Raw genomic sequence first — 22113 nt, 5'->3', positions numbered from 1 at the left:
GGCGCTCTAGGACCTCAACTTGAACGCGCCGATGACTTTTCGAAGCGATTCGATCGCGGCGTGCAGACCCGACGCGGCGGAGGCAAACTCATTGATCGACGCTTCCGTCTGTTGCGCTGATGCGGAGAGACGCGCCATGGCATCGTCAATGCGACGGGCACCATCTGACTGCTGCGCCACGCCATCATCGAGGCCCGAGAACCGCTGCACCGTTCCCGTCACTCGCTCGATGACCTGCGAGACCTGTCCACCAATGCGATCGACCTCGGCGACACCGCGGCGCACCTGGTCGGCGAAGCGGTCCATTTCCATGACGCCGGAGGAGACCGCGGACTGCATCTCGCTGACCATGCGCTCGATCTGCACCGTGGCGGTGGCGGCCTGATCGGCCAAGCGACGCACTTCGCGCGCGACCACCAGGAACCCTCGCCCGCTTTCGCCGGCCTTCTCCGCCTCGATGGCCGCGTTGACTGAGAGAAGGTTCGTCTGATCGGCTACTCGCGTAATGGTGTCGACGATGGCTGTGATGGCCGACGCTTTCTCGTTGATCGCCGCAAGGCGCCCCGCGACTGAACCCGTTGCCGCATCGAGCTCACGCATGGACGACTCCATGCGGGCGAGGCTCTCGCGGCTGCTCGTCGCGATCGAGGTCGTCTCATCGGCCTCACTCCGCGCCTCGCGCGAGGTCATCGCCAGCTCCTCGCCGGTGCGCGTGATCTCCCGCACGGCGGCGGCGATCTCGGTCGAGTGGCGCGTGAAGTCCTGCGCGGAGCGCTCCTGCTCGGCGCTCGTGGCCGCCACCTGGGTCGCGGTCGCGTGAAGCTGAATGGTCGCGCGCTTCACATCGCCGACGAGGGAGTCAAGCTGGCGCGTCATGCGACAGAGGCTGGCCCCAAGTTGCGACGCTTCGTCGCTGGTGCCCCGATCGAGCCGCACCTCTGCGGTGAGATCGCCCTCGGCCACACGCGAAGCAAGTCGCATCGCCTCGGCCATGCCGCGTGAGAAGCGAATGGCGAGCAGCACAATGGTGCCAAGCACAAGCGAGAGTCCGACGATCGCCATCGCGCCCAACTGAATGATCTCGCGACGGATCGGACCGACGACCGCTGACTCGGGCCTGCTGAGAATGAGGATCCAATCACCGGTTGGAACCGTGGCCGTGGCGAGGTAGGCCGAGCCCCCCTCGATGGGATCACGCGCACGCCTCGGACCCTCGATGCGTGAGGTGTCCTGAGCGGCGCGCATGAACTCCGAGAAGGGCGTGGATCGAATCTCACTCCCACGAAGAGATGTGGGGAGATCGCCGCCGACACCGATGATCCGCCCTGCCGCCGTCACCACGAGCACCCTTGCCGAGGCCTGTTCAGCGATGGACTCCAGTTGACGATCGGTGTCGTCGAGCTCTCGCTCCACACTCGCCACGCCGAGGAAGACCCCGTCGATCACGATCGGCGATACGAACTCGACGACGCGCGCGCCGTCGATGATGGTCGGCTCGCTCACAACACTCTCGCGCCGACCTGTCTGCTGGAAGCGCTGACGCGCCAGCACATAGCCCGGGTCCGCTTCAGGATCGGCAATTGGCCGAAGGATCGGACCCCCACCGCGCGCCTGATCCCTGACCCACCGCGCCGAGAAGCGCCCGGTGGCCGTCGCCGCCTGCGGCGGGAGGCCGTCGCGCAGGTGCGCCGCGTCGCCCCCATCGGAGTCCGGCTCGTAGATATACGCGCAGCTTCGGCACCATGGGGTCTGTTCGAGCACGATCGCCAGCAGAGCCAGCGAAGCTCGGCGCTCTCCGAAGAGCCCGGCCATCTGCGCATCTGCGAGCGTCCGCGCCAACCCGGAGGCGTTGTTGTTCGCATCTTCCATCTTCGCGGCGGAGAGGACCGCCGCGTTCTCGAGCTCGGTCACCGCCGCGCTCCGAAGCGCATTGAAGCGCGTCAGACCGCCGACCCCGATGATCAACGCGTTGAGCAGGAACATCGGCAGAATGCCGAAGAGAAGCAGGCGCCCGGCCAGCGATCGACGGAAGACCAGCGGAGGACCGGCATGGGCCATGAAGCGGCGGAGTGTAGACGCTCGCGTCATCGCCTACCCTGCGACCCCAATGAAGCAGCCGACCCTCGTGCTGGCCCTCGCCGCCTCCGCATGGTTGTTGCTCCAGCCATTTCTTCACTGGATGGTGCATTGGCGGATTGACCGATACCGGTTCATCGTCGATATCACCGTCTGCGTGATCTTCGCCATGCTGGTGGCGCATGCGGTCAACCGCCGCCATGCTCGGTGGGGAGTCACCTTTGCAGCCCTCGTGGTGGCCCTGAATCCACTCTGGCCTTTGCAGGCTCCGGCCCGCGGCATGATGGCGATCACCATCGCGGCAGGAGTCGCTTCGGCGCTCTACGCCGTGCGGCGATGGAAGTGATCCCCCTGACGGCGTGAGCGAGCGCGGGCGTTGTCTCGTGTGCCGAAGCTGAACGGGCGGCGGAGTCTGTGGCTCAAGGCGCTGCCGGAGACGGCGATGGCACCGAAGGCGCCGCAGGTGTCGATGCTGCGCTTGGAGCAGACGGCCTCGCCGGAGGCAACTCGAAGAAGTAGGCGCCACCTTCGGGGCACGCCTCGTCCCTCGACTTCACCCGACCGACGAGCACGCGGTCTCCACGCACGGCAAGCCCGGAGCCGAAGGTGCGCTCCGAGCACGCTGCTTGCGGAAGCAGGCGGAAGGTCTCCACCCATCGGCCATCGACACGCTCAAAGCCATGCACAACTCCGAGCGGCGGCTCTCCGGGCACCGTCGAGTGCGAGTCGGAGACGAGGATGCGCCCTCTCGTGATGGCGAGCGATGAGCCGAGCGCTGCGCTGGGAATGACACCGCGCGGAAGCAGTTCTCCATCAAGGCTCCATGCCCCATCGTGCCGTCGATAGACAAACACCCGACTGCCCACAGTATTGCCGATGACCTCATTGGCCTGAACAACAACGAGATCGCCTTCGACAGCGACCGTCGCTCCGAACCCCATCAATGGTGTGACTTCGGCCCCCTTGAGTTCCGCCTCGAGCGGCCACTCCGCACCATCCCGACGACGGATCTCGACGACCGCTTCATCGGCCAGGCGCACCGACTCGCCGCGCAGGCCAGCGGTCAGGCGCGGCGAGCCGATGACAAGCCGCCGACCGTCCGTCGCCAGCGATGCTCCGAACCAGGTGCTGTTGCGCGACGGATCCCGTCGAATGATCGAGACGCGCTCCCATTTGCCGGCACCATCGTTCGCGAAAACATGCACGCCGGGCGACGAAGGAAGCTGATCGGGCTTGCCCGCTCGAAGGCGCGTGTCCGCGTCTGCACAGATGATGAAGGTCCCATCGGTCACGATCGATGAGCCGAATCCCGGCGCAGGTTCGCCGCCGGGTGTCGAGAGCGTGGCCGTCGGCGCCCAGCCACCGGCATCCTGGCTGCGGGTGAAGAGAAGCACCTCGCTTCGAACCGCCGTGCGCCGATCGAGATTGGTGACGAAGAAGTTCGAAGCTGCGGCGAGGCGCTGAAGCGTCGCATCCCGCGCCATCAGGTTGAAGACTCCGGGCATCTCGCGACGAGGCTGCCACGAACCATTCGACCAGGTGAACGAGGCAATCTGTCCATCGAAACCCGACTGGCGTGCAAGGATCGGACCAGTCACGAGCGCCTCATCGCCGGCGAACGCCACCACCATGCCGAAGGTGGGTGATGCCGTCGGCGATGGCGGGTCGAGCACCATCGACTCGCGGAGCACAATCATCGGTGCCGGGGCATTCGCGTCGGCTGGCGCTTCTGCAGAGTCCTGGGTCGCCGACAGGGAAAGCGACCGTGTCGGGGCCGGTGCCGATGGACTCTGCGTTGGATTCAACGGTCCGTCTTGTGCCGGTGCCGTGTCGCCCAACGCGGGGGTCACCCCTGCCATAGCGCCCGCGACCATCGCGAGGAGGGCGCCAAGGGCCGCCGCGCCGACGAATCGCCTCGATCGAAGAATCATCCTGTACTCCTCCTTGACTGACCCGCTCTCACACGCCGGGAGTCGCTCTCGCGGCTCGAACCGCGGCGGCACGCCGACGAACCGACGCAATCACGGCGCGGAGCAACTCCTGCTCATCGGGAAGATTGTGTTTGCCCGCCGCATCTCGGGGCGGCACGACTTCGACCCCGAGTTCAACAAGCGTCCGGAGATTGCGGTCGAGAATGGCGGTGTGCATCGATCCATGCATTGCCGGCGCGACGAGAAGCGACGCCCTGCCCTGCTCCACGCGCCCCAAGGCCGAGGCGAGCGTCGCCGTGACCACGCCATCGGCGATGCCCGCAGCCATCTTCGCAAGCGTGTTCGCGGTAGCCGGCGCGACGAGATACACCTCAAAGGGCGCCGCGTCGGAGAGATGCTCCGACTCAGGCGACAGGACGGTCACGGCCGGAGTGTCGCAGCTCCATGAGAGCGCCTCCGCCGTGACATATCGCAGCGCTTCCTGTGAGGCGAACGGAGTGACCCGCGCACCATGCTTGCGAAGGAGGCGCGCCACGATCGGTGTCTTGAACGCCGCAATGCTCCCGGTCACGAGGAGCGCGGCGCGAACGCCCTCAAGCTCATCGCCCTCGCGGACGACCTCGCGGTCGCCCAAGTCCGATGGCGTCGGCCTCGAGAGCGGAATCGTTGGCTCGCTTCGACTCACCGGCCTCATCCTACGGCCCCGGGAAGCCGATGAGTAAGATCCATCCGCCAGGACCACCTGGGCGGAACCGCGCCGCGGGTGCGTTCCCCGCGCCGCCGACGCCGAGTGGTCCTTCCTATGCGAATCGGCCTTCGACTTCTCCAGGACCTTGCCATTCCCTTGTCCGCGGGAGCACTTCTGCTCGCGGGCTGGGGCGCCAATCGATGGATCGGCGACGGGGAGCAAAGATGGATCGTCTGGGGACTTCTTGGACTCTCCTACCTCATCGCCGGCGCCGAACCCGCGATCCGCGGTGCCGCGCTGGCGCTTCGAGGTCGCTTTGACATCGACTTCCTGATGGTGGTGGCCGCGCTCGCGGCAGCCGCCATCGGCGAAGTGGTCGATGGCGGCCTGCTGCTCTTTCTCTTCGCCCTCGGGCATGGCCTCGAGAAGTACGCGATGGGCCAGGCGCGGCGCGCCATCTCGGCGCTCGGGTCGATCGCACCACGCACCGTGCATGTGCTTCGGAACAACCAGGAGATTGAAGTCCCGGTGGAGTCGGTCGAGATTGGCGAGACCGTCGTGATTCGCCCGGGTGAGCGCGTGGGCGTGGATGGGCGCGTCTCCGCGGGTCAGAGCGCCGTCGATCAGGCTCCCATCACGGGTGAGAGTGTGCCGGTCGAGAAGTCGCGCGGCGACGAGGTCTTTGCGGGCACGCTCAATGGCGATGGCGCGCTGCATGTGACCGCGCTTCGGGTTGCCGCCGACTCAACGATGGCGCGCATGATTCGCTTGGTCGAGGAGGCGCAGTCGCAGAAGAGCCGGGTGCAGCGCGCGGCGGATCGATTCACGCGAATCTATGTGCCGGTCGTGCTCCTGATGGTGGTGGCGACAGCAACCGTTCCTCCGGCACTCGGGTGGATCGCCGTGGCGGAGGGAGGGAGCGCCTGGAAGGAAGCCCTGCTGCGCGCAATCGCGCTCCTGGTCGGCGCATCGCCTTGCGCCCTCGCGATCAGCACGCCCGCCGCGGTCCTCGCAGGTGTGGCAAAGGCGGCTCGCTCGGGTGTGCTCATCAAGGGCGGCGCGCACCTTGAGAGCCTTGCCCTGGTGACCGCGATGGCGCTCGACAAGACCGGCACCATCACGCGTGGCCGACCCGAGGTGACGGAGATCATCCCGTTCGACGGCGCGGAACCCGAACGGGTGCTGACGCTGGCCGCAGCGCTCGAGAGCCAGTCGACGCATCCGCTGGCGCACGCCATCACGACTGCCGCGGAGTCGCGATCACTTGCGGTCCCGGCGGTGACCAATCTCGTATCGGTGAAGGGCAAGGGACTGGTCGGCACCGTCGAGGGTCGCGAGATACGGGTCGGCGCGGCGCGGCTCTTCACGACCGACGAAAGAAGCGCGTCGAAGGGGCCCGCGCTCCCCGCCGAAGTCGCGACTGCGGTGCATGATCTCGAGGCGGGTGCGCAGACGATCATGGTGGTCGCCGAGGGCGATCGCTTCATCGGGGTCATCGCGCTCATGGATCGTCCCCGGCCCGAGGCGGCTGGTGCGATCGCGCGACTTCAGTCGATGGGCGTCGATCCGATCGTCATGCTGACCGGGGACAATCCGACCGTCGCGAAGGCGATCGGCGCGACTGTCGGCCTTCGCGATGTGCGCGGCGGATTGATGCCCGAGGACAAGATCGAGGCTGTCTCCGAACTCGCGCGAACGCATCGTGCCGTGGCGATGGTCGGTGATGGCGTCAACGATGCGCCTGCTCTTGCCGCGGCCACGATCGGCATCGCCATGGGCGGCGGCGGCACCGATGTGGCTCTCGAAGCAGCCGATGTGGCGCTCATCCGGGATGACCTCGACCGTCTTCCCTTTGCCATTGCACTCGGGCGTGCCTCGCGGCGCGTGGTCCTTCAGAATGTCTCGATCTCGATGGGCATGGTCGGCGTGCTGATTCCGCTTGCCGTTCTCGGCTGGCTCCCCATCACACTGGCGGTGATCCTGCACGAGGGAAGCACGGTGGCCGTGGTCCTCAACGGCCTTCGACTGCTCGGCTTCCGCGATACGGTCCCACGCGAGCCTCGCGCGGCGACGCCAAGCGCGTCGATCGCCTCATCGACCGCGGGGGCTCACGCCGAGGCGGTCGCCGGAGCGGGAGTTGCGGCTCGGCGCGTCGAAGCGTCGTAAGCGGCGCTCCAGACCGCGCGACGCACCACGCCTTCGATGTTGGCAAGGTCGACACCCGGCGCCCGCGCGAGACCTCGCTCGATGATCAGCTTCGCCACTTCGACCGCGACATTCACGCTGGTCCGGCGAATCTCGGCAATCGGCGGATAGATGAGCCCGACGGCAAGATCCTCGGCCGACACTTGCGCGGCGAGCGCCTCAGCCGCGCGAAGGAACATCTCATCGGTGACGCGCGCGGCCACCGTCGCATAGACGGCGAGCCCGACCGCCGGGTAGATGTAGACATTGTTGCCCTGCCCCGGCACAAAGAGCTTGCCCTCGTGATGAAGCGGTGGGAAGGGGCTGCCGCTTGCGAAGATCGCGCGACCGCCGGACCACTCGATCGCTTCGCGCGCCGAGCACTCGCTCCGCGAAGTCGGATTTGAATAAGGGAAGATGATCGGGCGCTCGTTCACTTCGGTCATCGCCTCGATGACGGGCCGATCGAAGGCCTTGGCCACGGTGCTGACCCCAATGAGCACGCTCGGTCGCAGTGACCGGACTGCGCCCAGCAAGGTCGGCTCCGGTGCGTGCTCATGGGCGAAGGGCTGCTGGTGATCGAGAAGCCCAGCGCTTGCATGCGTCACGAGCCCCTTCGAGTTCATGAGCGAGCAGCGCGCGAGCGCCTCGCTGCGGGAGAGACCCTCGCGCGTCATCTGAAGACAGCAGAGCTCGGCGATGCCTGTGGCGGCGCTTCCGGCACCGAAGAAGAGATAGCGATGATCACGGAGATGCGTGCCCTGAATGCGACACGCTGCGAAGAGCCCGGCCACGGCCACCGCCGCCGTGCCCTGGATGTCATCGTTGAAACAGCTCACCCGATCGCGGAAGCGCTGAAGCAGCGGCGTCGCATTGCGATTCGTGAAATCCTCGAACTGAATGCACGCGTGCGGGAAGACCTCCTGCACGGCCATCACGAATTCTTCGACAAAGTCGTCGTACTCCGTGCCCTCGGCGCGGCGTCGCCTGAGACCCGGATAGAGCGGATCGGTGAGCAACGCGTCATTGTTGGTGCCGACATCGAGCACCACGGGCAGCGTGCTGTGCGGTGGAACGCCGGCGCAGGCGGTGTAGAGCGCCAGCTTGCCGATGGGAATGCCGATTCCGCCCACACCAAGATCGCCAAGGCCGAGGATGCGCTCACCATCGGTGACGACGATGACGCGAACTTCCGTTTCCGGCCAGTTGCGAAGGATTTCCTTGACGCGTCCACGATGCGACAGCGAGACGAACAGTCCGCGCGGCTGCCGCATGATGTGCGCAAACTTCTGACACGCCTCCCCAACGGTCGGGGTGTAGACGATCGGCATCAGCGACTGGATATCGCGCTCGAGCAACTGGTAGAACAATCGCTCATTCAGGTCCTGGAGCCCCGTGAGATAGATGTACCGATCAAGATCCGATGACTTCGACTCAAGGTGGAGCCGGCAGCGCCGGATCTGCAACTCGGGCGTTTCCACCATTTCCGGCAGCATGCCCTCGATGCCGAGAATGCGCCGTTCCGCCTCGGTGAACGCGGTGCCCTTGTTGAGCCGGGGATCTTCGAGGACGCGACGGTCTCCTTGCATGGATGAGAATGTACCGCGATGAGGCGCAGCCCGGATCTACCATCGTCGAACATGGAGGCCGAGCCGACCCTCTTCGACCCGCCGGCTCCGCCCCGAGTGCGCCACTGGCCTGCGGCACTGCCGCGGCTGCTGGAACCCCGCCTCATGGCATGGATCGATCGCTGGGAGTCACATTCGCTCGTCGAGGTGATGAGGATCGAGACGAGCGCTCGAATGCGCTCCTCTCTCGGTCGCGCCTACCTTGAGCGGCGCCTGATTCGCCTGAATCATCTGCTCCTTGAGCCGGGACGGGAAGAACTCCTCGAAGAGGTCTTCTGTCACGAGGTCGCGCACCTGGTGGTCTTCGAGCGCCATGGTCATGCCGCCGCACCGCATGGCCGGGAGTGGCGTTCGCTCCTTCGTGAAGTCGGCGCGCGCGTGCGCGTGACGATTCCACGCGATGAGTGCCGCTTCCTGCCACTGGAGCAGCCGCGCCGCCGACGCCGACGACGGGTGCGGCGCCCGCAGGTCATGCATCAGGGACTGGTCGGCGGCATGCTCGAAGCGTTGAGGCGCCTCCACGGCCGACTCATGTGAAGCACTCGGCTCGGACAGGTGTCGCGCACAAGGCGCGAGATCATGAGGTCCTCGACGATTTCGATCTCGTAGATTCCATCGTCGCCGACACAGAGGCGCGTTTCGGGCCGGTTCCTGAAGGTTGCCTGAGTGCCGTCGATGGCCACGGTTCCGATGATCGGCAGCCGCTCGCCAGGCACATCCATGGCGAAGAGGCCGGACGGCTCAATGCTCATCACGCTCTCATCGATCTCGCTCTTCCAGTGGCCGGTCAGGTCAAGTCTTGGAACGCGCTGCTGGTCATTGCACCCACCCGCAATGACGCAAGCGCCGCACACGATGAACGAGGCAGCAAGTCGGCGAGCGAACGAAGAGTGAAACATTGCGCTGGATCGTAGCAGTACCGCTCCCCGCGGCCGGCTAATCCTTGCGCCAATCGACCGTGTGCTCCCGGCCGGCAACGAGCTCGACGCTCTTCTCGAGGATCTTTCCATCTGGCAGGCGAATGCGAACCTGCCGCCGACCAGGTGGAAGTCCGATGATCCTGAACGATCCATCGCGCGTGGCAACCGCCGAGAACGGCGATTCAACGCAGACGATCACTCCTTTCGCGGAAGGCTCCTCGCGCACGGTGAGATCGACGGCGCCCGTTCGATCGAGCGTGACCGGAGTCGCCCGCGTCGCGCGCGTCAGTCGACGGTCAACGCGAAGCGAGCCCTCGCCTCGAACCTGTCGCACGCCACTCTCAGTCGTGCGAAGCGCGACGGGTGTGCCGGGCGAGACCACCACCGTGGTGGGGACAAATGCAGCGCCTTGCACCACCATGACCTGCTCCGGTCCGGCCGAGGTCCGGGTCCCCGGCGGAGCCACAACCCAAACAACGGGCAATCGCACCTCTTCATCGGCTGAGGGAGAAGCCGCTTCCCGCTGGGTTGGAGATCCTGGCTCCCGATCAGAGTCCGCTCCCTCCTTCGACTTCGGTTCCGGAGCCTTCAGCGGCACGAACCCCGAGAGCACCGCTGTTCGCGATGGGTCGATGATGGGCGGAATCTCGAGACTGCGCTGGGGCGGAGGCGTTGCCGACGCGGTGGAAATCACCAGTGCACCGGCGAGCGAAATGGCGAGTGCGTGCGCAAAGCGCCATGGCGCCGCGTCACGAAGCCGCCGGAGTGCAAACTGGCGGATGAATCGGGCCATGAGCATCGGCGCGAAGTTCTATCGGCAAAGTCCCGAGCGGGGGCGGAATGCGCTCTGGGACTTCCTCTTGATTTCCCGGACGCGGCTTGAGCCCATTGCACGGCTTCTTCCGATCAATCGCATGGTCCTTTGGCACTTGAGCTTGCCACACTCCGAGATGCACGCCACCTTCACAACACTCGGGCTGGCGCATCGGATGCCTCCCAGCCCCCCACCGACGGCGCGGAGCAGTGGCGCAAACATCCCCGTCGGACGCGAGCGGCCGGCTCGAGGGGACCGGCCGCTCGCTCATTTTTTGCTTCGAGTTCCGCCCGACCACCGCCACTCCCCACCTCCAGCGCATGCCGAAGGGCCCTCAGCGCCCGCCCGACTCTCCACTTCACGACGGTCGCGGCAGATGCGCCGATCGTGGGTAGGGCGGCGCCCTCCGCTCCGGAACCTCCTCCCCGTTGCCGCGTGCCCCTTCGCGTTCCGCATCAGAGGCGTAGAAGCTCAACCAGGCCCGCCGATCTTCAACGGTGCGCCCTCCGGCGAGGTCGATGAACTCCTGCCCGCCGCTTCCATCACAGATCTCATGCACCGGCTCATCGAGGATCGTGCTCACAAGCCGCTCGTAGAGCTCCCGGTCGGAGAGGTGATCGGTGTGAATCAGGTAGGTGTAGATGTCGCGCAGCCCGCGGATCACCCTCCAGAGGCGTGTGGAAACCTCGCCTTCGGGGATCTCCGCGAGCGGTGGCGCCTCGATCCCGATGGCCAGAAGCTGCTGGCGGTTGGTCGTCATCGGCGCAAGCTCGAGGTCATAGACCAGCGACCAGTACGCACGATCCGCGGGGCATGAGCCGCGAGCTTCCGCATCGCGCACAAGCGCGTCGATCCGCGCCTCGCGGTTCGCCCTCTGGGCCGCCCGCAACGCCTCGAGCTTCTCCCGGTGCGCCTTGCTCTCAGCAGGCTCATCGTCGCAACCGCTGCTGCTTCCCCGATGGCTCGCCATGACGAGGAACGCTCCCCCACCTCCACCCGTGCCATCGCTGATTCGTGCGATCATCGTCACCCCCAATCCCGGCTCTGCCTTCGCTTCGCAACAGCCGAGGGGCGGTGGCAGAACCGGCGCCCCGGCGACCGACGGGCAACCTACGGCGCGACGGCGCCTCGCCAACCTTGCGGGCCCTTCTTTCTCGCACTTTCCGTGGCGCGACGCGCCGAGCGACGGCAAGCGTGGCGATGACCACATGGTGCACCCGGATCGCGCTCGCGAGGAGCCAGGGACCAACGGCACGGGACCGGACTCCGCGTGACACGAAGTCCGGCCCCCCCTTCCAAGCCCCAAAGCGGAAGGGCGCCGCTGTTCCCCCGCTCACCCCGACGCGCACCGGAGCGCCCCCGCACACCCCAGTGCGCCCCAGTGCGCCCCGGTGCGCCCCCGGATCCGCCGTACCCGGAAGGGGCTCGGCGACGACCTGATCGACCCCGCGCCATCAGGTCATGCGGAAGCTGACTCGATGCCGATGACACAATGTGTCACTCCCGGAGGGGATCTTCCGGACATCTCATGGCTGCACGAACCAAGTCCAAACGCCGCTCGCGCGTCGCCCGTCGCGACAGGACCATCGCTCGCATCCTCGCCCTGCTGCGCGACGCCCACGGCGGCCGCGATCTCCGAATCGCCGATGCCGCCGAGCGTTATGGCGTTTCGGTCAGGACCCTCTTCCGCGACCTCCGCACATTGAAGAACCTCGGAATTGCCTTCCGAATGGTGGACGACCCGCGCGACCCATCTCGCCGCAGCTATCGCCTCGACGACCGGAAGATCCTGCCCGCCAGCCGACTCTCTCTCGAGGAGGCCATTCCGCTGGCGCTCGCTGGCCGCCAACTCTTCGGCAAGCGACAGATCCCGCTGCTCGAGTCGGCCTCGGGAGGCATCGAGCGAGTCCTTGACACCGTCAGCAAGCCCGTCGAGAGCGATCTCTCGAAACTCGAGCGGCGCATTTCCGTGCGGCTGGCTCCGCGCAACGCGGCTCGCGGACTCGGTGACCTCTTCCGCAGCGTGGTTGACGCAATGCTCCGCGGGCGCCAGCTCGACGCGGTCTACAAGAGCGCCTACGACCTCACGCCCTCACCACCGCAGCGCTTCAAGCTGGATCCCTTTGCGCTCGTGTTCAGGCATCGCGCCTGGTACATGCTTGGGCGTCGCCCCGATCAGGGGCGGGTGAAGCTCTACAAGCTGGTTCGCTTCAAGTCGCTCATCGCCACGAGCGTCCGCTTCGAGCTGCCCGCAGGCTTCGACGCGGACACTCACTTCGGTCACGCATGGTCGGTGATTCGAGGGCGGCCACGCGAGCGCGTGGAGATTGACTTCGCCCCTGACTTCGCAGGCAACATCGCGGACACGGAGTGGCACCCGACGCAGACTGTCTCGATGCGCCCCGACGGGTCCATGCGCTTCACCTGCCAGGTCGATGGACTCGATGAGATCACCTGGTGGGTGCTCTCGATGGGTTCGCACGCTCGCGTGATCTCACCCGCAGCGCTCGCCCGGCGCGTGGCGGCGGAAGCGGCAGCCACCACCGCCCTCTATGCGGCGGCCGCTCCGAAGCGAACTGGCTCGGGCGCCTCTCCGCCCGCACGAAGCCGCCGTCGTAGGATCGCCAAGGCCACCTGATGGTTGAAGCGATCCTCATCATCCTGCTTGCCGGAGTCGCCGTTGTTCTGACTCTTCAGGTGACGCTCATGCGCCGCAATGGACGCGAGAGCGCCACCGTCGACCCAGCGCACCAGGCGCTTGCCGCCGATGACCAGGCGCGTCGTACCGCCGAGGCGCTTGAGCCGCGCATCGATCGGCTCTCCTCGGGTCTTCGCGACTCGATCACTGCGCTCCGCAGCGAGAGCGGCGAGAGCGCTCGAGCGGTGCGCGAGGAACTCCTCGGTGTGGCCGAGCAGGCTCGCCGCGAGCACGCCGAGGGCTCCGCGGCGCAGCGGAAGGAGATCGTCGAGGCGCTCGAGCGCCTGGCCCGAACCATGCAGACCGGTCTCGACACTTCGCGCCAGCTCACGCAACAGAAGCTCGATGAGATCAGAGAGTCGAGCCAGCGCAAGCTCGACGAGATGCGCGATTCCAACCAGCGCAAGCTCGACGAAATGCGCGGGGTCGTCGAGGAAAAGCTCCAGCAAGCGCTCGAGGAGCGCATCGGCGCCGCGTTCAAGGGGGTCGGCGAGCGACTGGAGGAGGTCCATCGCGGCCTCGGCGAAATGCGCGCGCTGGTGGGCGAAGTGGGCGATCTGAAGCGCGTGCTCACCAATGTGAAGTCGCGGGGCACCTGGGGCGAAGCGCAGCTCGCGGCGCTCCTCTCGGACTTCCTCGCTCCCGATCAATACGACGCCAATGTCGCTGTGCGGCCGGACGCCTCCGAGCGCGTGGAGTTCGCCGTGCGCTGCCCCGGCGGATCCGACGGCGAAACGGTCTATCTGCCCATCGACAGCAAGTTTCCGCGCGAGGACTACGAGCGCCTGCTGCACGCCCGCGAGCAGGCGGACGCCGAGGCGACGACCGCGGCGGGACTCGCCCTTGAGCGCGTGGTCCGCGATGCCGCGGCGGACATCGCGCGCAAGTACATCGCGCCGCCGCACACGGTCCCGTTCGCCATCCTCTTCGTGCCGACCGAAGGTCTCTACGCAGAATTGATGCAGCGCCCGGGCCTCGCCGATGAGCTGCAACGCACTCGCAATGTCACGATCGCGGGTCCGAGCACCCTCGCCGCCATTCTCATCAGCTTCAGGATCGGCTTCCGCACACTCGCCATCCAGGAGCGCTCCGACGAAGTCAGGCGAATCCTCGGCGCGGCGAAGACCGAGTTCAACAAGTTCGGCGAAGTGCTCGACGCCGTCCAAAGGCACTTGACGCATGCGCAGAACAAGTTGACGCAGACGGGAACCCGCACACGCCAGATCGGCCGCGCCCTGCGGCAGGTCGAGGCGCTCTCCGACTCCGACACCGCCGCACTGCTGCCGACGGACGCCGCGGCGGCTTCGGATGACGAAGCGCCGGAGCAGGAGCTTCGCGGCGGTGACTCGATCGCCGGCGAAGTTGGACCGCGCGGGGGTTGACCTGATCGTGGATGGCTGTCGCGTCGAGCGGCGTGGCTCAGGCCGCATTGTTCCAGGTTCGGCGGCACCTCGGCGCGTACTGAAGAGCCGGTGTCAGCGTTGATCGGGAAGGTCCGGGACTGCCCTCCAGGTCGCCTTGGAGCGCCCGAGAATCATGTTCGCCCAAGGTGAGACGCGGCCGTGCCACCCTCCACTGCTACGATTGGATCTGGATGGCCCTTCTCCGGTCCACGCTCGCGGTCCTGATGACGGCAGCGCTTCTGTTGCCCTTCTGCGGCTGCCATGCGCTGTTGCTGGCGGGCCAAACGGATTCCTGCTGCGGCCGCCCCGCGATGGCGCTTGACCTCACAGCGCTCGCCGCCCGGGAGACAACACCGCGGCACTCTCCCGACCAGGCGGCCGCTCCGATCGAGGCGATTGGTTCATGCTCCGCTCACTGTTGCGGCGCAAAGGAGTCCGCGGCCCCGGTCTCTTCAGATGCAATCGAGACCACCGCAGAGGACGAGTCACAGGACACACCCACCGCTCCCTGTGATCCGGAGTCGAAACGCGTTCCCCAGCGCGGCCCCGAGTGTTCGCAGGACACCTGCTGCGTGAAGTGTGCGCCACTCAAGGCGCCATGGTCACACCCGGCGCTGCAACGCCTCGCCGACATCTTCGATGCGCACGCGGGCGTTGCGCGCGATCTGTTGGCACGGGGCCCCGATTGGCCACCGACGCTCCCGCTCGGACAGCCGCCTGCGCCACTGGCGCAGGGCACCAAGCTCACTGTATGACCCCGGCTCGATGGCGCGGCGCCTTCTGGCTGCCGTGCGCTGTCGTGTTCACTCGACGCAGCGATCCTGCTCGATGATGAACGCCGTGGCTGTGCCGCCCGCGCGGCATGGTTCGTTCGAGCCCGCTTCTCCGAGGTCATCCATGACCGATCAGTCAAATCCGTCGAACCCGACACCCCATGCGCCTCTTCGTGCTGTCGGTCACGCGCGCCGTGCATCCGAGCCCGCACACCGGGGCGAGCGCATCCCGCTTCCCCCTCGCACGCTGGTCACGCGCGTGCTCATTCCGCTCCTCATTCTCGGCGGGGCCGTCGCCACTCTGATCATTGCCGCCTATGAGTCCCTTCGCCCCGTGCCCACGGTGCGAGTGGCGCCGGTGGTGGCGATTTCGCGCACCGCCGACTCCGCAGGCAGCGGCCCCGCATCCGGGCCGCCCGAGAGAGCGCCTGCGCCGTCGCCTTCGGCGAGCCGCTGGGTGCAGGCACCGGGCTGGATCGAACCGGAACCGCTCCCGACCACGGTGAGCGCCCTGCGGGACGGCATCGTCGTTGAGCTGCTGGCACTGGAAGGCGACCCGGTCGAGGCCGGCCAGGTGGTTGCACGCCTCGAGGCGCGCACCCTCGAATTGGCGCTCGCCCGCGCCGAGGCCGAACTGGCTCGTGCGAATGCGACGCGCGAGCGAGCGCTCGCCATGGCGGAGCAGGCTCGCACCGAGCAGGCGCAGCTTCCACATCGCCGCGCGGCGGCGGAGGCGCGACTTGAGGCCGCTCGAGACGCCAGCGCGCGCGCCGATCGCCTCGGTGCGGCGCATGCCATGGGCGAGGCCGAGGTGGTGCGCTATCGACAGGCGATGCTCGAAGCGCGGGCGGAGCTCGAAGCGATCGAGCCGCTCGCGCGATCCATCGCCGCGGCCGAGCGCGCCGCCGAGGCCGAGGCGGCCACCGCGCTGCTCGTCCCGCAGGCGATGCTCGATGAAGTTCGTCTTCAACTCGGGCGAAGCGAGGTCCGCTCGCCCATCGACGGTGTCGTGATGGAAGTGCTCACTTCACCGGGCGAGAACCTCTTCGCTGGCGACATGGCCATGGGGCGCGCCGTGGTCACGCTCTACGACCCGAAGCGCCTCCAGGTCCGCACCGATGTCCCCCTCGCCGACGCTGCGGGACTGGCCGTCGGGCAGCGCGCGAGAGTGACGGTGGAAGTCCTGCCGGATCAGGTCTTCGAGGGTGTTGTGTCGCGCCTCGTGCACAAGGCGGACATTCAGAAGAACACCGTGGGAGTCAAGGTGTCACTGCGCAACCCGTCGCCAGAGCTGAAGCCCGACATGCTCGCCCGCGTGCGCATCGAGGTCACGAGCGGGCCACCTCGCGGCGGCGCGACCCCGGCTCGAACAGCCGATGGTGCGCTGTCGCCGGACACTATTGGGACGCCTTCGCGACTTCACTTGCTGGCGCATGGCGACGCCCTCATCGGCAGTGGACCGGAGCGCGTGGCCATGGTCGTGACTTCCATCGATCGCGGTCGAGGACGACTGGAACCTCGACAGGTCACGATCTCCGGAGACGCTCCGCGCGCCGGGTGGATCACGGTGACGCATGGTCTGCAGCCAGGCGATCGCGTCGTCCTCAAGCCGGACACGGCGCTCTCGCCGGGAACGATGGTCGCCATCGCCACCGAGTGGATTGATCCGGAGGGAGAGCGTGATGTCACTCGTTGAAGCGCGCGGCGTCACGCGCATTTATCACCGCGGCACGGAGGAGATCCGTCCGCTCGATGGACTCGACCTCGACCTTGAGCAGGCGTCGTTCACCGCACTCATGGGGCCGAGCGGATCGGGGAAGAGCACGCTTCTCCATCTTCTCGCGGGGATTGATCGCCCCACCTCGGGCTCGCTGCGTGTCGATGGCATTGACCTGACGCAGCTCTCGCGGAGCGCCCTTGCCACCTGGCGCTCGCGCCATGTCGGCATCGTCTTCCAGCTTTACAACCTCGTGCCGGTGCTGACCGCCTATGAGAATGTGGAACTCCCCCTGCTGCTTCACGCGCTCTCGCGGCGCGAGCGTCACGCGCGCGTCGCCGACGCCCTCGACCAGGTCGGCATCGCCCATCGGCATCACCACTATCCGCGTCAACTCAGCGGTGGCGAGGAGCAGCGGGTTGCCATCGCCCGGGCGCTGGTGACGAGGCCGACGCTCCTCCTGGCCGATGAGCCGACGGGTGACCTCGATCGCACGAACGCCAGCGCCATTCTCGACCTGCTCGTTCGCCTGCACCGCGAGGAGCACCGCACCATCGTCATGGTGACGCACGACCCAGCCGCGGCGGCCCGCGCCGAGACGACGCTGCACCTTGAGAAGGGTCGCCTCGCGGAGGCCGTCACATGAAGGCGATTCGCGTTCTGCGCTACTCATCGCTTCAACTGCGGCGCAATGCGACACGCACGCTGCTGGCCATGGGCGGGATCGCGGTCGCCATGTTCCTCTGGACCATCATCCGCTCCTCGGAAGAGGGCGTTCGACAGGCGACCGAGCTCACTTCGCGCGATACGCGCCTCGTCGTCTACCGGCAGAATCGCTACTGCCCATTCGCAAGCCAGTTGCCGCAGTCCTATGTTCACTCGATGGCGCGCCTCCCCGGTGTCCGGAGCGTCGCGCCAGTCAAGATCGTCGTCTCGAACTGCCGCGCGTCGCTCGATGTCCTCACCTTCCGAGGCGTGGAGCCCGAGTGGGTCGAACACGATCTTCTGCCACGCGCCACGCTGCGCGGCGGCTCCTTCGAAGAGTGGCGTGCGCGGGGCGATGCAGCGCTCATCGGTGAAGAGCTCGCCATCCGGCGACGGCTCCGGGTGGGCGAGACCTTCCGATCGGCGGGCGTCACCGCGGTCGTGGCCGGCATCTTCTCAAGCGCCGATCCGCAGGATCGCAACTCGGCGTTCGTGCACCTGCCGTTCCTTCAGGAGACGGCGAAGCGAGGCGGAACCGGTGGCATCGTGACGCAGTTCACCGTGACCGTTGATGACGCCTCGCAACTTGAGCCTGTGGCCTCAGCCATCGACGAGCTCTTCCAGCGCGATCAGTTCCCGACGAGCACCACACCCGAAAAGCACTTCGTCGCCCGAGCGGCGCAGGACATCGTGCGACTGACGGGCTTCGCCGGATGGGTCGCCTTCGCCGCACTCATCGCCGTCTTCGCCCTCGTTGCGAATGCGATGGCGCTTGCGATGCAGACCCGCGTGCGTGAGAACGCGATTCTCGAAGTGCTGGGCTTTCCCGGGCTGCTCGTCGCGTGGATGACGCTCGTCGAGGGGGTCATGATGGCGCTCGTGGGGGGCGCGATCGGCGCGGGTGCCGCGTGGGGCGTGCTCCTGTTCTGGCGCCCGGCCTTCTCCGCCGAGGGCGCCGTGGTGCCGATCGAGCCGAGTCTTGAAGTCGTTGTCCTCGGACTCGCGGCCAGCACCGTCGTGGGCGTGCTCGCGGCGCTTGTGCCCGCCCTTCGGGCGGCTCGCCTGGCCGCGGCTCCATCGTTGAGGGCGTCGTGACCATGCGACGCCTTCCCTTCGATTACGCCGTTCGGAATCTCGGGCGATCGCCGTTGCGCTTCGCGCTCGCGTTCACTGGCGCGTTCATGGTGGCCGCGCTCGCGACGGCGGCGACGGCGCTCCTGTGGGGCATGGACCATGCCCTCGGCGCGGGACGGGAACGGGACCATGCCATCGTGATGGGTGTCGGCAGCGAGGAGAGTCTCGAGCGCAGCGAGATTCCCGCGGGGACCGCATCGATCCTCGTCGCAAGCGTGCCGGGAATCCCGACCGCCGCAGGCCAGCCGCTCGTGAGTCCCGAGGCCGTGATGATGCTGCCCATGTCGGTTGGCAACGCGGAGCTCTCTCGCCCGGCCCTTGTGCGTGGCGTCGAACCCGTGGCCTTGCTGGTGCATCCCGGTGTCCGCATCGTGAAGGGGCGCATGCCGGAGGCGGGTGCGTCGGGCCGTGGCGATGAGATGATCAGTGAAGCCATGGTCGGCATCCGCGCGGAGCAGCAGCTTGGTTTGCCCGCGGGCTCACTCGAAGTCGGGCGGCGCTTCACCATCGACCGAACCACCTTCGAAGTCACCGGCCGCTTCGAAGCCCCTGGCACCATGACGGAGTCGGAAGTCTGGGCGCCCCTCAGTGATGTGCTCGCCGCCTCGAAGCGCACAACCATCTCGTGCCTCGTGGTGGCGCTTGACTCGGAGCATGGCGCGATGTTCGAGGACATCGACGCCTTCACCGCGCGACGGCTTGACCTTGAACTGGTGGTGCTGCGGGAGTCGGAGTACTACGCCGCGCTACGAACCATGTTTGCGCCGATCCGTTGGATGATCGCGGCATCGGCGTTCATGGTCGCCTTCGGCGCGTTGCTCGGTGGGCTCAACACGCTCCATGCGGCGTTTGCCTCGCGAGCGAGAGAGGTCGGCACGCTGCGGAGCATCGGCTTCGGCCGCGTGGCGATCATCCTCTCCTTCACGCAGGAGTCGCTGCTCCTTTCGGCGGCGGCAGCCACCTGCGCCATCATCGCCTGTCGATGGCTGCTCGACGGTGTCGGCATCGGCTTCTCGATGGGCTCATTCGTCTTTCGCGTTGACATGCTCGCGGTCGCGATCGGACTTGCCGCGGGTCTCGCACTTGCGCTTCTCGGAGCCGCCGTGGCCGCGAGCGCTACGCTTCGTCGTACCATTCCCGAGGCGCTGCGGGCGCCATGACACCGCGGCGAGCTCCATCGCGGATCCCGTCCGACCGCGCGGCCTTCGGGATCACATTTCACCGCACTCACCATCGTGCAACCGCATACTGACACAGGAGAATGACTGCTCATGCCACGCACGCAGACCCTCGAAGTCATCGCCTCACGCCGCGAGCTCGCGGCCCAGCGCTCGAGGCGTGCACTGGCCGCCCTTCTTGCCGCAGCCTGCGCCTTGGTGCATGGTTTGACGCACGCTGCACTCGCCGCGCCCGTGGCGCACCCGGGACCCGCACCGGCGCCCCAGCGCGCGGCGGACCTGCCCAGCGGTCTCATCGTGATGGGTACCTTGCCGTCGGCGCCTCCACTTGGGCGTGTGTTGCGCAGCGCCAAGGTCGGCGATCGCGTCACCTTCGCCGCTCGAGTCGCCGGGCGGGCGAATCCATTCGTGAGCGGCCGAGCCATCATGGTCGTGTCGGACCCGGCGCTGCTTCCATGCAATGAGAGAGAGGATGACCTCTGCCCGACGCCCGCGGACCTCTGCTGCGAGAGTCGAGAGACGCTGCTGGCCAACACTGCGACGGTGCAGGTGCTGGATGGTCGGGGGCGGCCGCTCGCGGTCGCGCTCTCCGGTCAATCCGGGTTGGCGTCACTGGACCATGTGGTGGTCGAGGGCGAGCTCGTTGAGCGCGGCGAGAACGGCGGCTTCGTGGTGACCGCCTCGCGCATCGTCCGACACGATCCGGCCACGGGCGCACCCACGCCTCCTGCCGACGCCGCCGCACCGGTCACCGCGCCCGCCGCCACGCGCACCATGCCCACCATGGCCGATCAGATCCCGGCCGACCTTCCCGGCCTTCACAACCTTCTTGCGTTCCACGAGAACTTCATCTCGGGCAGCGGGCCCGAGGGCGAGGAAGCCTTCGACTCGCTCGCGGCGCTCGGCTTCAAGACGATCATCTCCGTCGATGGCGGCACTCCCCGGGTGGAACTCGCGCAGGCTCGCGGCATCCGATACATCCACCTGCCCATCGGCTACAACGGCTTCGACGAGAAGCGCAAGCGGGAACTCACCCGCGCCGTGCGCGACGCGTTGGCCGACGGCCCCGTGTACATCCACTGTCACCATGGCAAGCATCGGAGCGCGGGTGCCGCCGCGACGGTGGCAGTCTCCCTCGGGTGGTCGAACACCGAGGCGATGATCGAGCGCATGAAGATGGCCGGCACTTCGCCGAGCTACAAGGGGCTCTACGCCTGCGCCCGCGAAGCGACTCCGCTGCCCAAGGAGGCCATCGACGCGGTTCCCGCTGACTTTCCATCCATCTCGAAGCCCGGCACCTTCGTGCAGGGCATGGTCGACATCGACCACGCCTTCGATCACCTGAGGCTGATCGAGAAGGCGGGCTGGAGGACACCGGCCGATCACCCGGACCTTGTGCCGGCGGCTGAAGCGGGACGGCTCTCGGATCTCTTTCTTCACCTGAAGGGCGGTGCCTACACCCAGCGCAAGCCCGATGACTTCAAGGCGTGGATGGAGTCAAGCCATCAGCAGGCGCAGCTCATCGAGAATGAACTCGCCAGCGGCAATCCGGATCTCGCCAAGGTGACCGCCGCCTTCAAATCGCTCGGCGCCTCCTGCAAGGAGTGTCATGTGGCCTATCGGGATTGACGGAGAGCGCAGCGGCGTCACTCGCTCGGCGTGATGACATCACGCCCGAGAATGCCGCCGCGTGTGAAGACATGCGCGCTCGTGCGGGTGTCGTCGACCGCAATGTTCGAGTAGAAGCCGCCGATCGAGGCCCAGTTGCCGATCGTGATTTCGGTGTCCATCCAGAGCGCGGTGCCGCCGCCCTTCACGACAGTCTCGTTGTCCAACAGCACCTTCCGAATCGGCATCGGGGCCACATGGCCATCGAAGAAGAGGGTCATGGGCACGCTCGAGGCGCCATGGTTGAAGAGCGGCGCGTCGGATGTCGACGAGGCCCGCCTCTCCTGCGGCGGAGACTGGAGCCAGTACTCCTCGGTCATTCGGCTCTTGAGATCTGGATGCGCGCACTGCGAAACAGTCGGCGAAATGCTCGCCGACGAAAATGCCAGCGGCGACTTGAAGGAACTGTCCGCATCACCACCGAAGACTCCCGGGTGGTACATCGCCGCGGGACTGGCGATGTAGGAGCTTTGCCACCGCGCCCCGGCAGCCGTGATGAATGTGAACGGGTTCGGATCGGCGAGACCGTATCCAACGGTCGCCATCCTGTTCAGGTCCGCGGGAGCGTAGAAGACGGGGTCCATGAATCGACCATT

General features: G+C 67.0%; 19 protein-coding genes. 11 read left to right on the top strand and 8 right to left on the bottom strand.

The genetic code is table 11. The annotated features are described in order from the left end of the window. Positions 1-6: 6 nt before the first annotated feature. Positions 7-2058 carry a methyl-accepting chemotaxis protein gene (locus KF724_02295; GenBank protein ID MBX3354510.1) on the bottom strand — a complete coding sequence of 684 codons (2052 nt, stop codon included), beginning with the start codon at positions 2056-2058 and terminating at the stop codon, positions 7-9. A 49-nt stretch (positions 2059-2107) separates the two neighbouring features. Here KF724_02295 and KF724_02290 point away from each other — a divergent pair, with 49 nt between their 5' ends. Next, entirely contained in the window at positions 2108-2422 is a 315-nt protein-coding gene (locus KF724_02290; protein ID MBX3354509.1) for a hypothetical protein, read from the top strand. A 73-nt stretch (positions 2423-2495) separates the two neighbouring features. Here KF724_02290 and KF724_02285 read toward each other — a convergent pair whose 3' ends face one another. Both KF724_02285 and KF724_02280 read right to left on the bottom strand, forming a co-directional pair. Continuing rightward, positions 2496-4007, bottom strand: a complete 1512-nt coding sequence (locus KF724_02285) for a hypothetical protein (protein MBX3354508.1) — start codon at positions 4005-4007, stop codon at positions 2496-2498. 28 nt (positions 4008-4035) lie between these two features. Continuing rightward, a complete protein-coding gene (locus KF724_02280) occupies positions 4036-4692 on the bottom strand; it encodes a phosphopantothenate--cysteine ligase family flavoprotein (protein ID MBX3354507.1) in 657 nt (218 codons plus the stop codon). 117 nt (positions 4693-4809) lie between these two features. Between KF724_02280 and KF724_02275 the strand changes: the two genes are divergently transcribed. Continuing rightward, on the top strand, positions 4810-6861 hold the full coding sequence (locus KF724_02275; GenBank protein ID MBX3354506.1) for a heavy metal translocating P-type ATPase: 2052 nt from the start codon (positions 4810-4812) through the stop codon (positions 6859-6861). Here the strand turns inward: KF724_02275 and KF724_02270 are convergent. Then, entirely contained in the window at positions 6804-8468 is a 1665-nt protein-coding gene (locus KF724_02270; GenBank protein ID MBX3354505.1) for an NAD-dependent malic enzyme, read from the bottom strand. The genes KF724_02275 and KF724_02270 overlap by 58 nt on opposite strands. A gap of 51 nt (positions 8469-8519) precedes the next feature. Here KF724_02270 and KF724_02265 point away from each other — a divergent pair, with 51 nt between their 5' ends. Beyond that, entirely contained in the window at positions 8520-9044 is a 525-nt protein-coding gene (locus KF724_02265; GenBank protein ID MBX3354504.1) for a SprT-like domain-containing protein, read from the top strand. Here the strand turns inward: KF724_02265 and KF724_02260 are convergent. From KF724_02260 to KF724_02250, 3 genes are all read right to left on the bottom strand, one after another. Next, positions 8984-9406, bottom strand: a complete 423-nt coding sequence (locus KF724_02260) for a hypothetical protein (protein ID MBX3354503.1) — start codon at positions 9404-9406, stop codon at positions 8984-8986. The genes KF724_02265 and KF724_02260 overlap by 61 nt on opposite strands. Before the next feature lie 37 nt (positions 9407-9443). Then, a complete protein-coding gene (locus tag KF724_02255; GenBank protein ID MBX3354502.1) occupies positions 9444-10220 on the bottom strand; it encodes a hypothetical protein in 777 nt (258 codons plus the stop codon). Positions 10221-10599: 379 nt separating this feature from the next. Next, positions 10600-11265 (bottom strand): hypothetical protein, encoded by a 666-nt coding sequence (locus KF724_02250; protein ID MBX3354501.1) that lies wholly within the window; start codon positions 11263-11265, stop codon positions 10600-10602. Between the two features lie 504 nt (positions 11266-11769). On the opposite strand from KF724_02250, the gene KF724_02245 reads away from it, so the two are divergent. The 8 genes from KF724_02245 to KF724_02210 all read left to right on the top strand — a co-directional run bounded on the left by KF724_02245 (position 11770) and on the right by KF724_02210 (position 21478). Continuing rightward, entirely contained in the window at positions 11770-12879 is a 1110-nt protein-coding gene (locus KF724_02245; GenBank protein MBX3354500.1) for a WYL domain-containing transcriptional regulator, read from the top strand. Then, positions 12879-14321 (top strand): DNA recombination protein RmuC, encoded by a 1443-nt coding sequence (gene rmuC / locus KF724_02240; protein ID MBX3354499.1) that lies wholly within the window; start codon positions 12879-12881, stop codon positions 14319-14321. Before KF724_02245 ends, rmuC begins: the two co-directional genes overlap by 1 nt. Before the next feature lie 212 nt (positions 14322-14533). Then, positions 14534-15097, top strand: a complete 564-nt coding sequence (locus KF724_02235) for a hypothetical protein (protein ID MBX3354498.1) — start codon at positions 14534-14536, stop codon at positions 15095-15097. Positions 15098-15239: 142 nt separating this feature from the next. Further along, positions 15240-16811 (top strand): efflux RND transporter periplasmic adaptor subunit, encoded by a 1572-nt coding sequence (locus tag KF724_02230; protein MBX3354497.1) that lies wholly within the window; start codon positions 15240-15242, stop codon positions 16809-16811. Beyond that, entirely contained in the window at positions 16798-17478 is a 681-nt protein-coding gene (locus KF724_02225; protein MBX3354496.1) for an ABC transporter ATP-binding protein, read from the top strand. Before KF724_02230 ends, KF724_02225 begins: the two co-directional genes overlap by 14 nt. Continuing rightward, positions 17475-18632: an ABC transporter permease gene (locus tag KF724_02220; GenBank protein ID MBX3354495.1), complete on the top strand. Its 1158-nt coding sequence runs from the start codon at positions 17475-17477 to the stop codon at positions 18630-18632. Before KF724_02225 ends, KF724_02220 begins: the two co-directional genes overlap by 4 nt. A gap of 2 nt (positions 18633-18634) precedes the next feature. Continuing rightward, positions 18635-19831, top strand: coding sequence for an ABC transporter permease (locus tag KF724_02215; GenBank protein ID MBX3354494.1), 1197 nt, complete (start codon positions 18635-18637; stop codon positions 19829-19831). A 111-nt stretch (positions 19832-19942) separates the two neighbouring features. Continuing rightward, positions 19943-21478 (top strand): cytochrome c, encoded by a 1536-nt coding sequence (locus KF724_02210; GenBank protein ID MBX3354493.1) that lies wholly within the window; start codon positions 19943-19945, stop codon positions 21476-21478. A gap of 17 nt (positions 21479-21495) precedes the next feature. Here the strand turns inward: KF724_02210 and KF724_02205 are convergent. Next, positions 21496-22113, bottom strand: a 618-nt coding sequence (locus KF724_02205; protein ID MBX3354492.1) for a hypothetical protein, incomplete at its 5' end; no start/stop codon positions are given.

It is taken from the genome of Phycisphaeraceae bacterium (assembly GCA_019636735.1).
Classification (GTDB): Bacteria; Planctomycetota; Phycisphaerae; order Phycisphaerales; family SM1A02; genus VGXK01.
This window is presented reverse-complemented; position numbering and strand designations above follow the sequence as displayed.

Bases quoted from the DNA above. Each gene is read 5' to 3' on its own strand.
- KF724_02295 (MBX3354510.1), bottom strand. From the start codon at position 2,058: ATGGCCCATGCCGGTCCTCCGCTGGTCTTCCGTCGATCGCTGGCCGGG.
- KF724_02290 (MBX3354509.1), top strand. From the start codon at position 2,108: ATGAAGCAGCCGACCCTCGTGCTGGCCCTCGCCGCCTCCGCATGGTTG.
- KF724_02285 (MBX3354508.1), bottom strand. From the start codon at position 4,007: ATGATTCTTCGATCGAGGCGATTCGTCGGCGCGGCGGCCCTTGGCGCC.
- KF724_02275 (MBX3354506.1), top strand. From the start codon at position 4,810: ATGCGAATCGGCCTTCGACTTCTCCAGGACCTTGCCATTCCCTTGTCC.
- KF724_02270 (MBX3354505.1), bottom strand. From the start codon at position 8,468: ATGCAAGGAGACCGTCGCGTCCTCGAAGATCCCCGGCTCAACAAGGGC.
- KF724_02265 (MBX3354504.1), top strand. From the start codon at position 8,520: ATGGAGGCCGAGCCGACCCTCTTCGACCCGCCGGCTCCGCCCCGAGTG.
- KF724_02260 (MBX3354503.1), bottom strand. From the start codon at position 9,406: ATGTTTCACTCTTCGTTCGCTCGCCGACTTGCTGCCTCGTTCATCGTG.
- KF724_02255 (MBX3354502.1), bottom strand. From the start codon at position 10,220: ATGGCCCGATTCATCCGCCAGTTTGCACTCCGGCGGCTTCGTGACGCG.
- KF724_02250 (MBX3354501.1), bottom strand. From the start codon at position 11,265: ATGATCGCACGAATCAGCGATGGCACGGGTGGAGGTGGGGGAGCGTTC.
- KF724_02245 (MBX3354500.1), top strand. From the start codon at position 11,770: ATGGCTGCACGAACCAAGTCCAAACGCCGCTCGCGCGTCGCCCGTCGC.
- rmuC (MBX3354499.1), top strand. From the start codon at position 12,879: ATGGTTGAAGCGATCCTCATCATCCTGCTTGCCGGAGTCGCCGTTGTT.
- KF724_02235 (MBX3354498.1), top strand. From the start codon at position 14,534: ATGGCCCTTCTCCGGTCCACGCTCGCGGTCCTGATGACGGCAGCGCTT.
- KF724_02230 (MBX3354497.1), top strand. From the start codon at position 15,240: ATGACCGATCAGTCAAATCCGTCGAACCCGACACCCCATGCGCCTCTT.
- KF724_02225 (MBX3354496.1), top strand. From the start codon at position 16,798: ATGTCACTCGTTGAAGCGCGCGGCGTCACGCGCATTTATCACCGCGGC.
- KF724_02220 (MBX3354495.1), top strand. From the start codon at position 17,475: ATGAAGGCGATTCGCGTTCTGCGCTACTCATCGCTTCAACTGCGGCGC.
- KF724_02215 (MBX3354494.1), top strand. From the start codon at position 18,635: ATGCGACGCCTTCCCTTCGATTACGCCGTTCGGAATCTCGGGCGATCG.
- KF724_02210 (MBX3354493.1), top strand. From the start codon at position 19,943: ATGCCACGCACGCAGACCCTCGAAGTCATCGCCTCACGCCGCGAGCTC.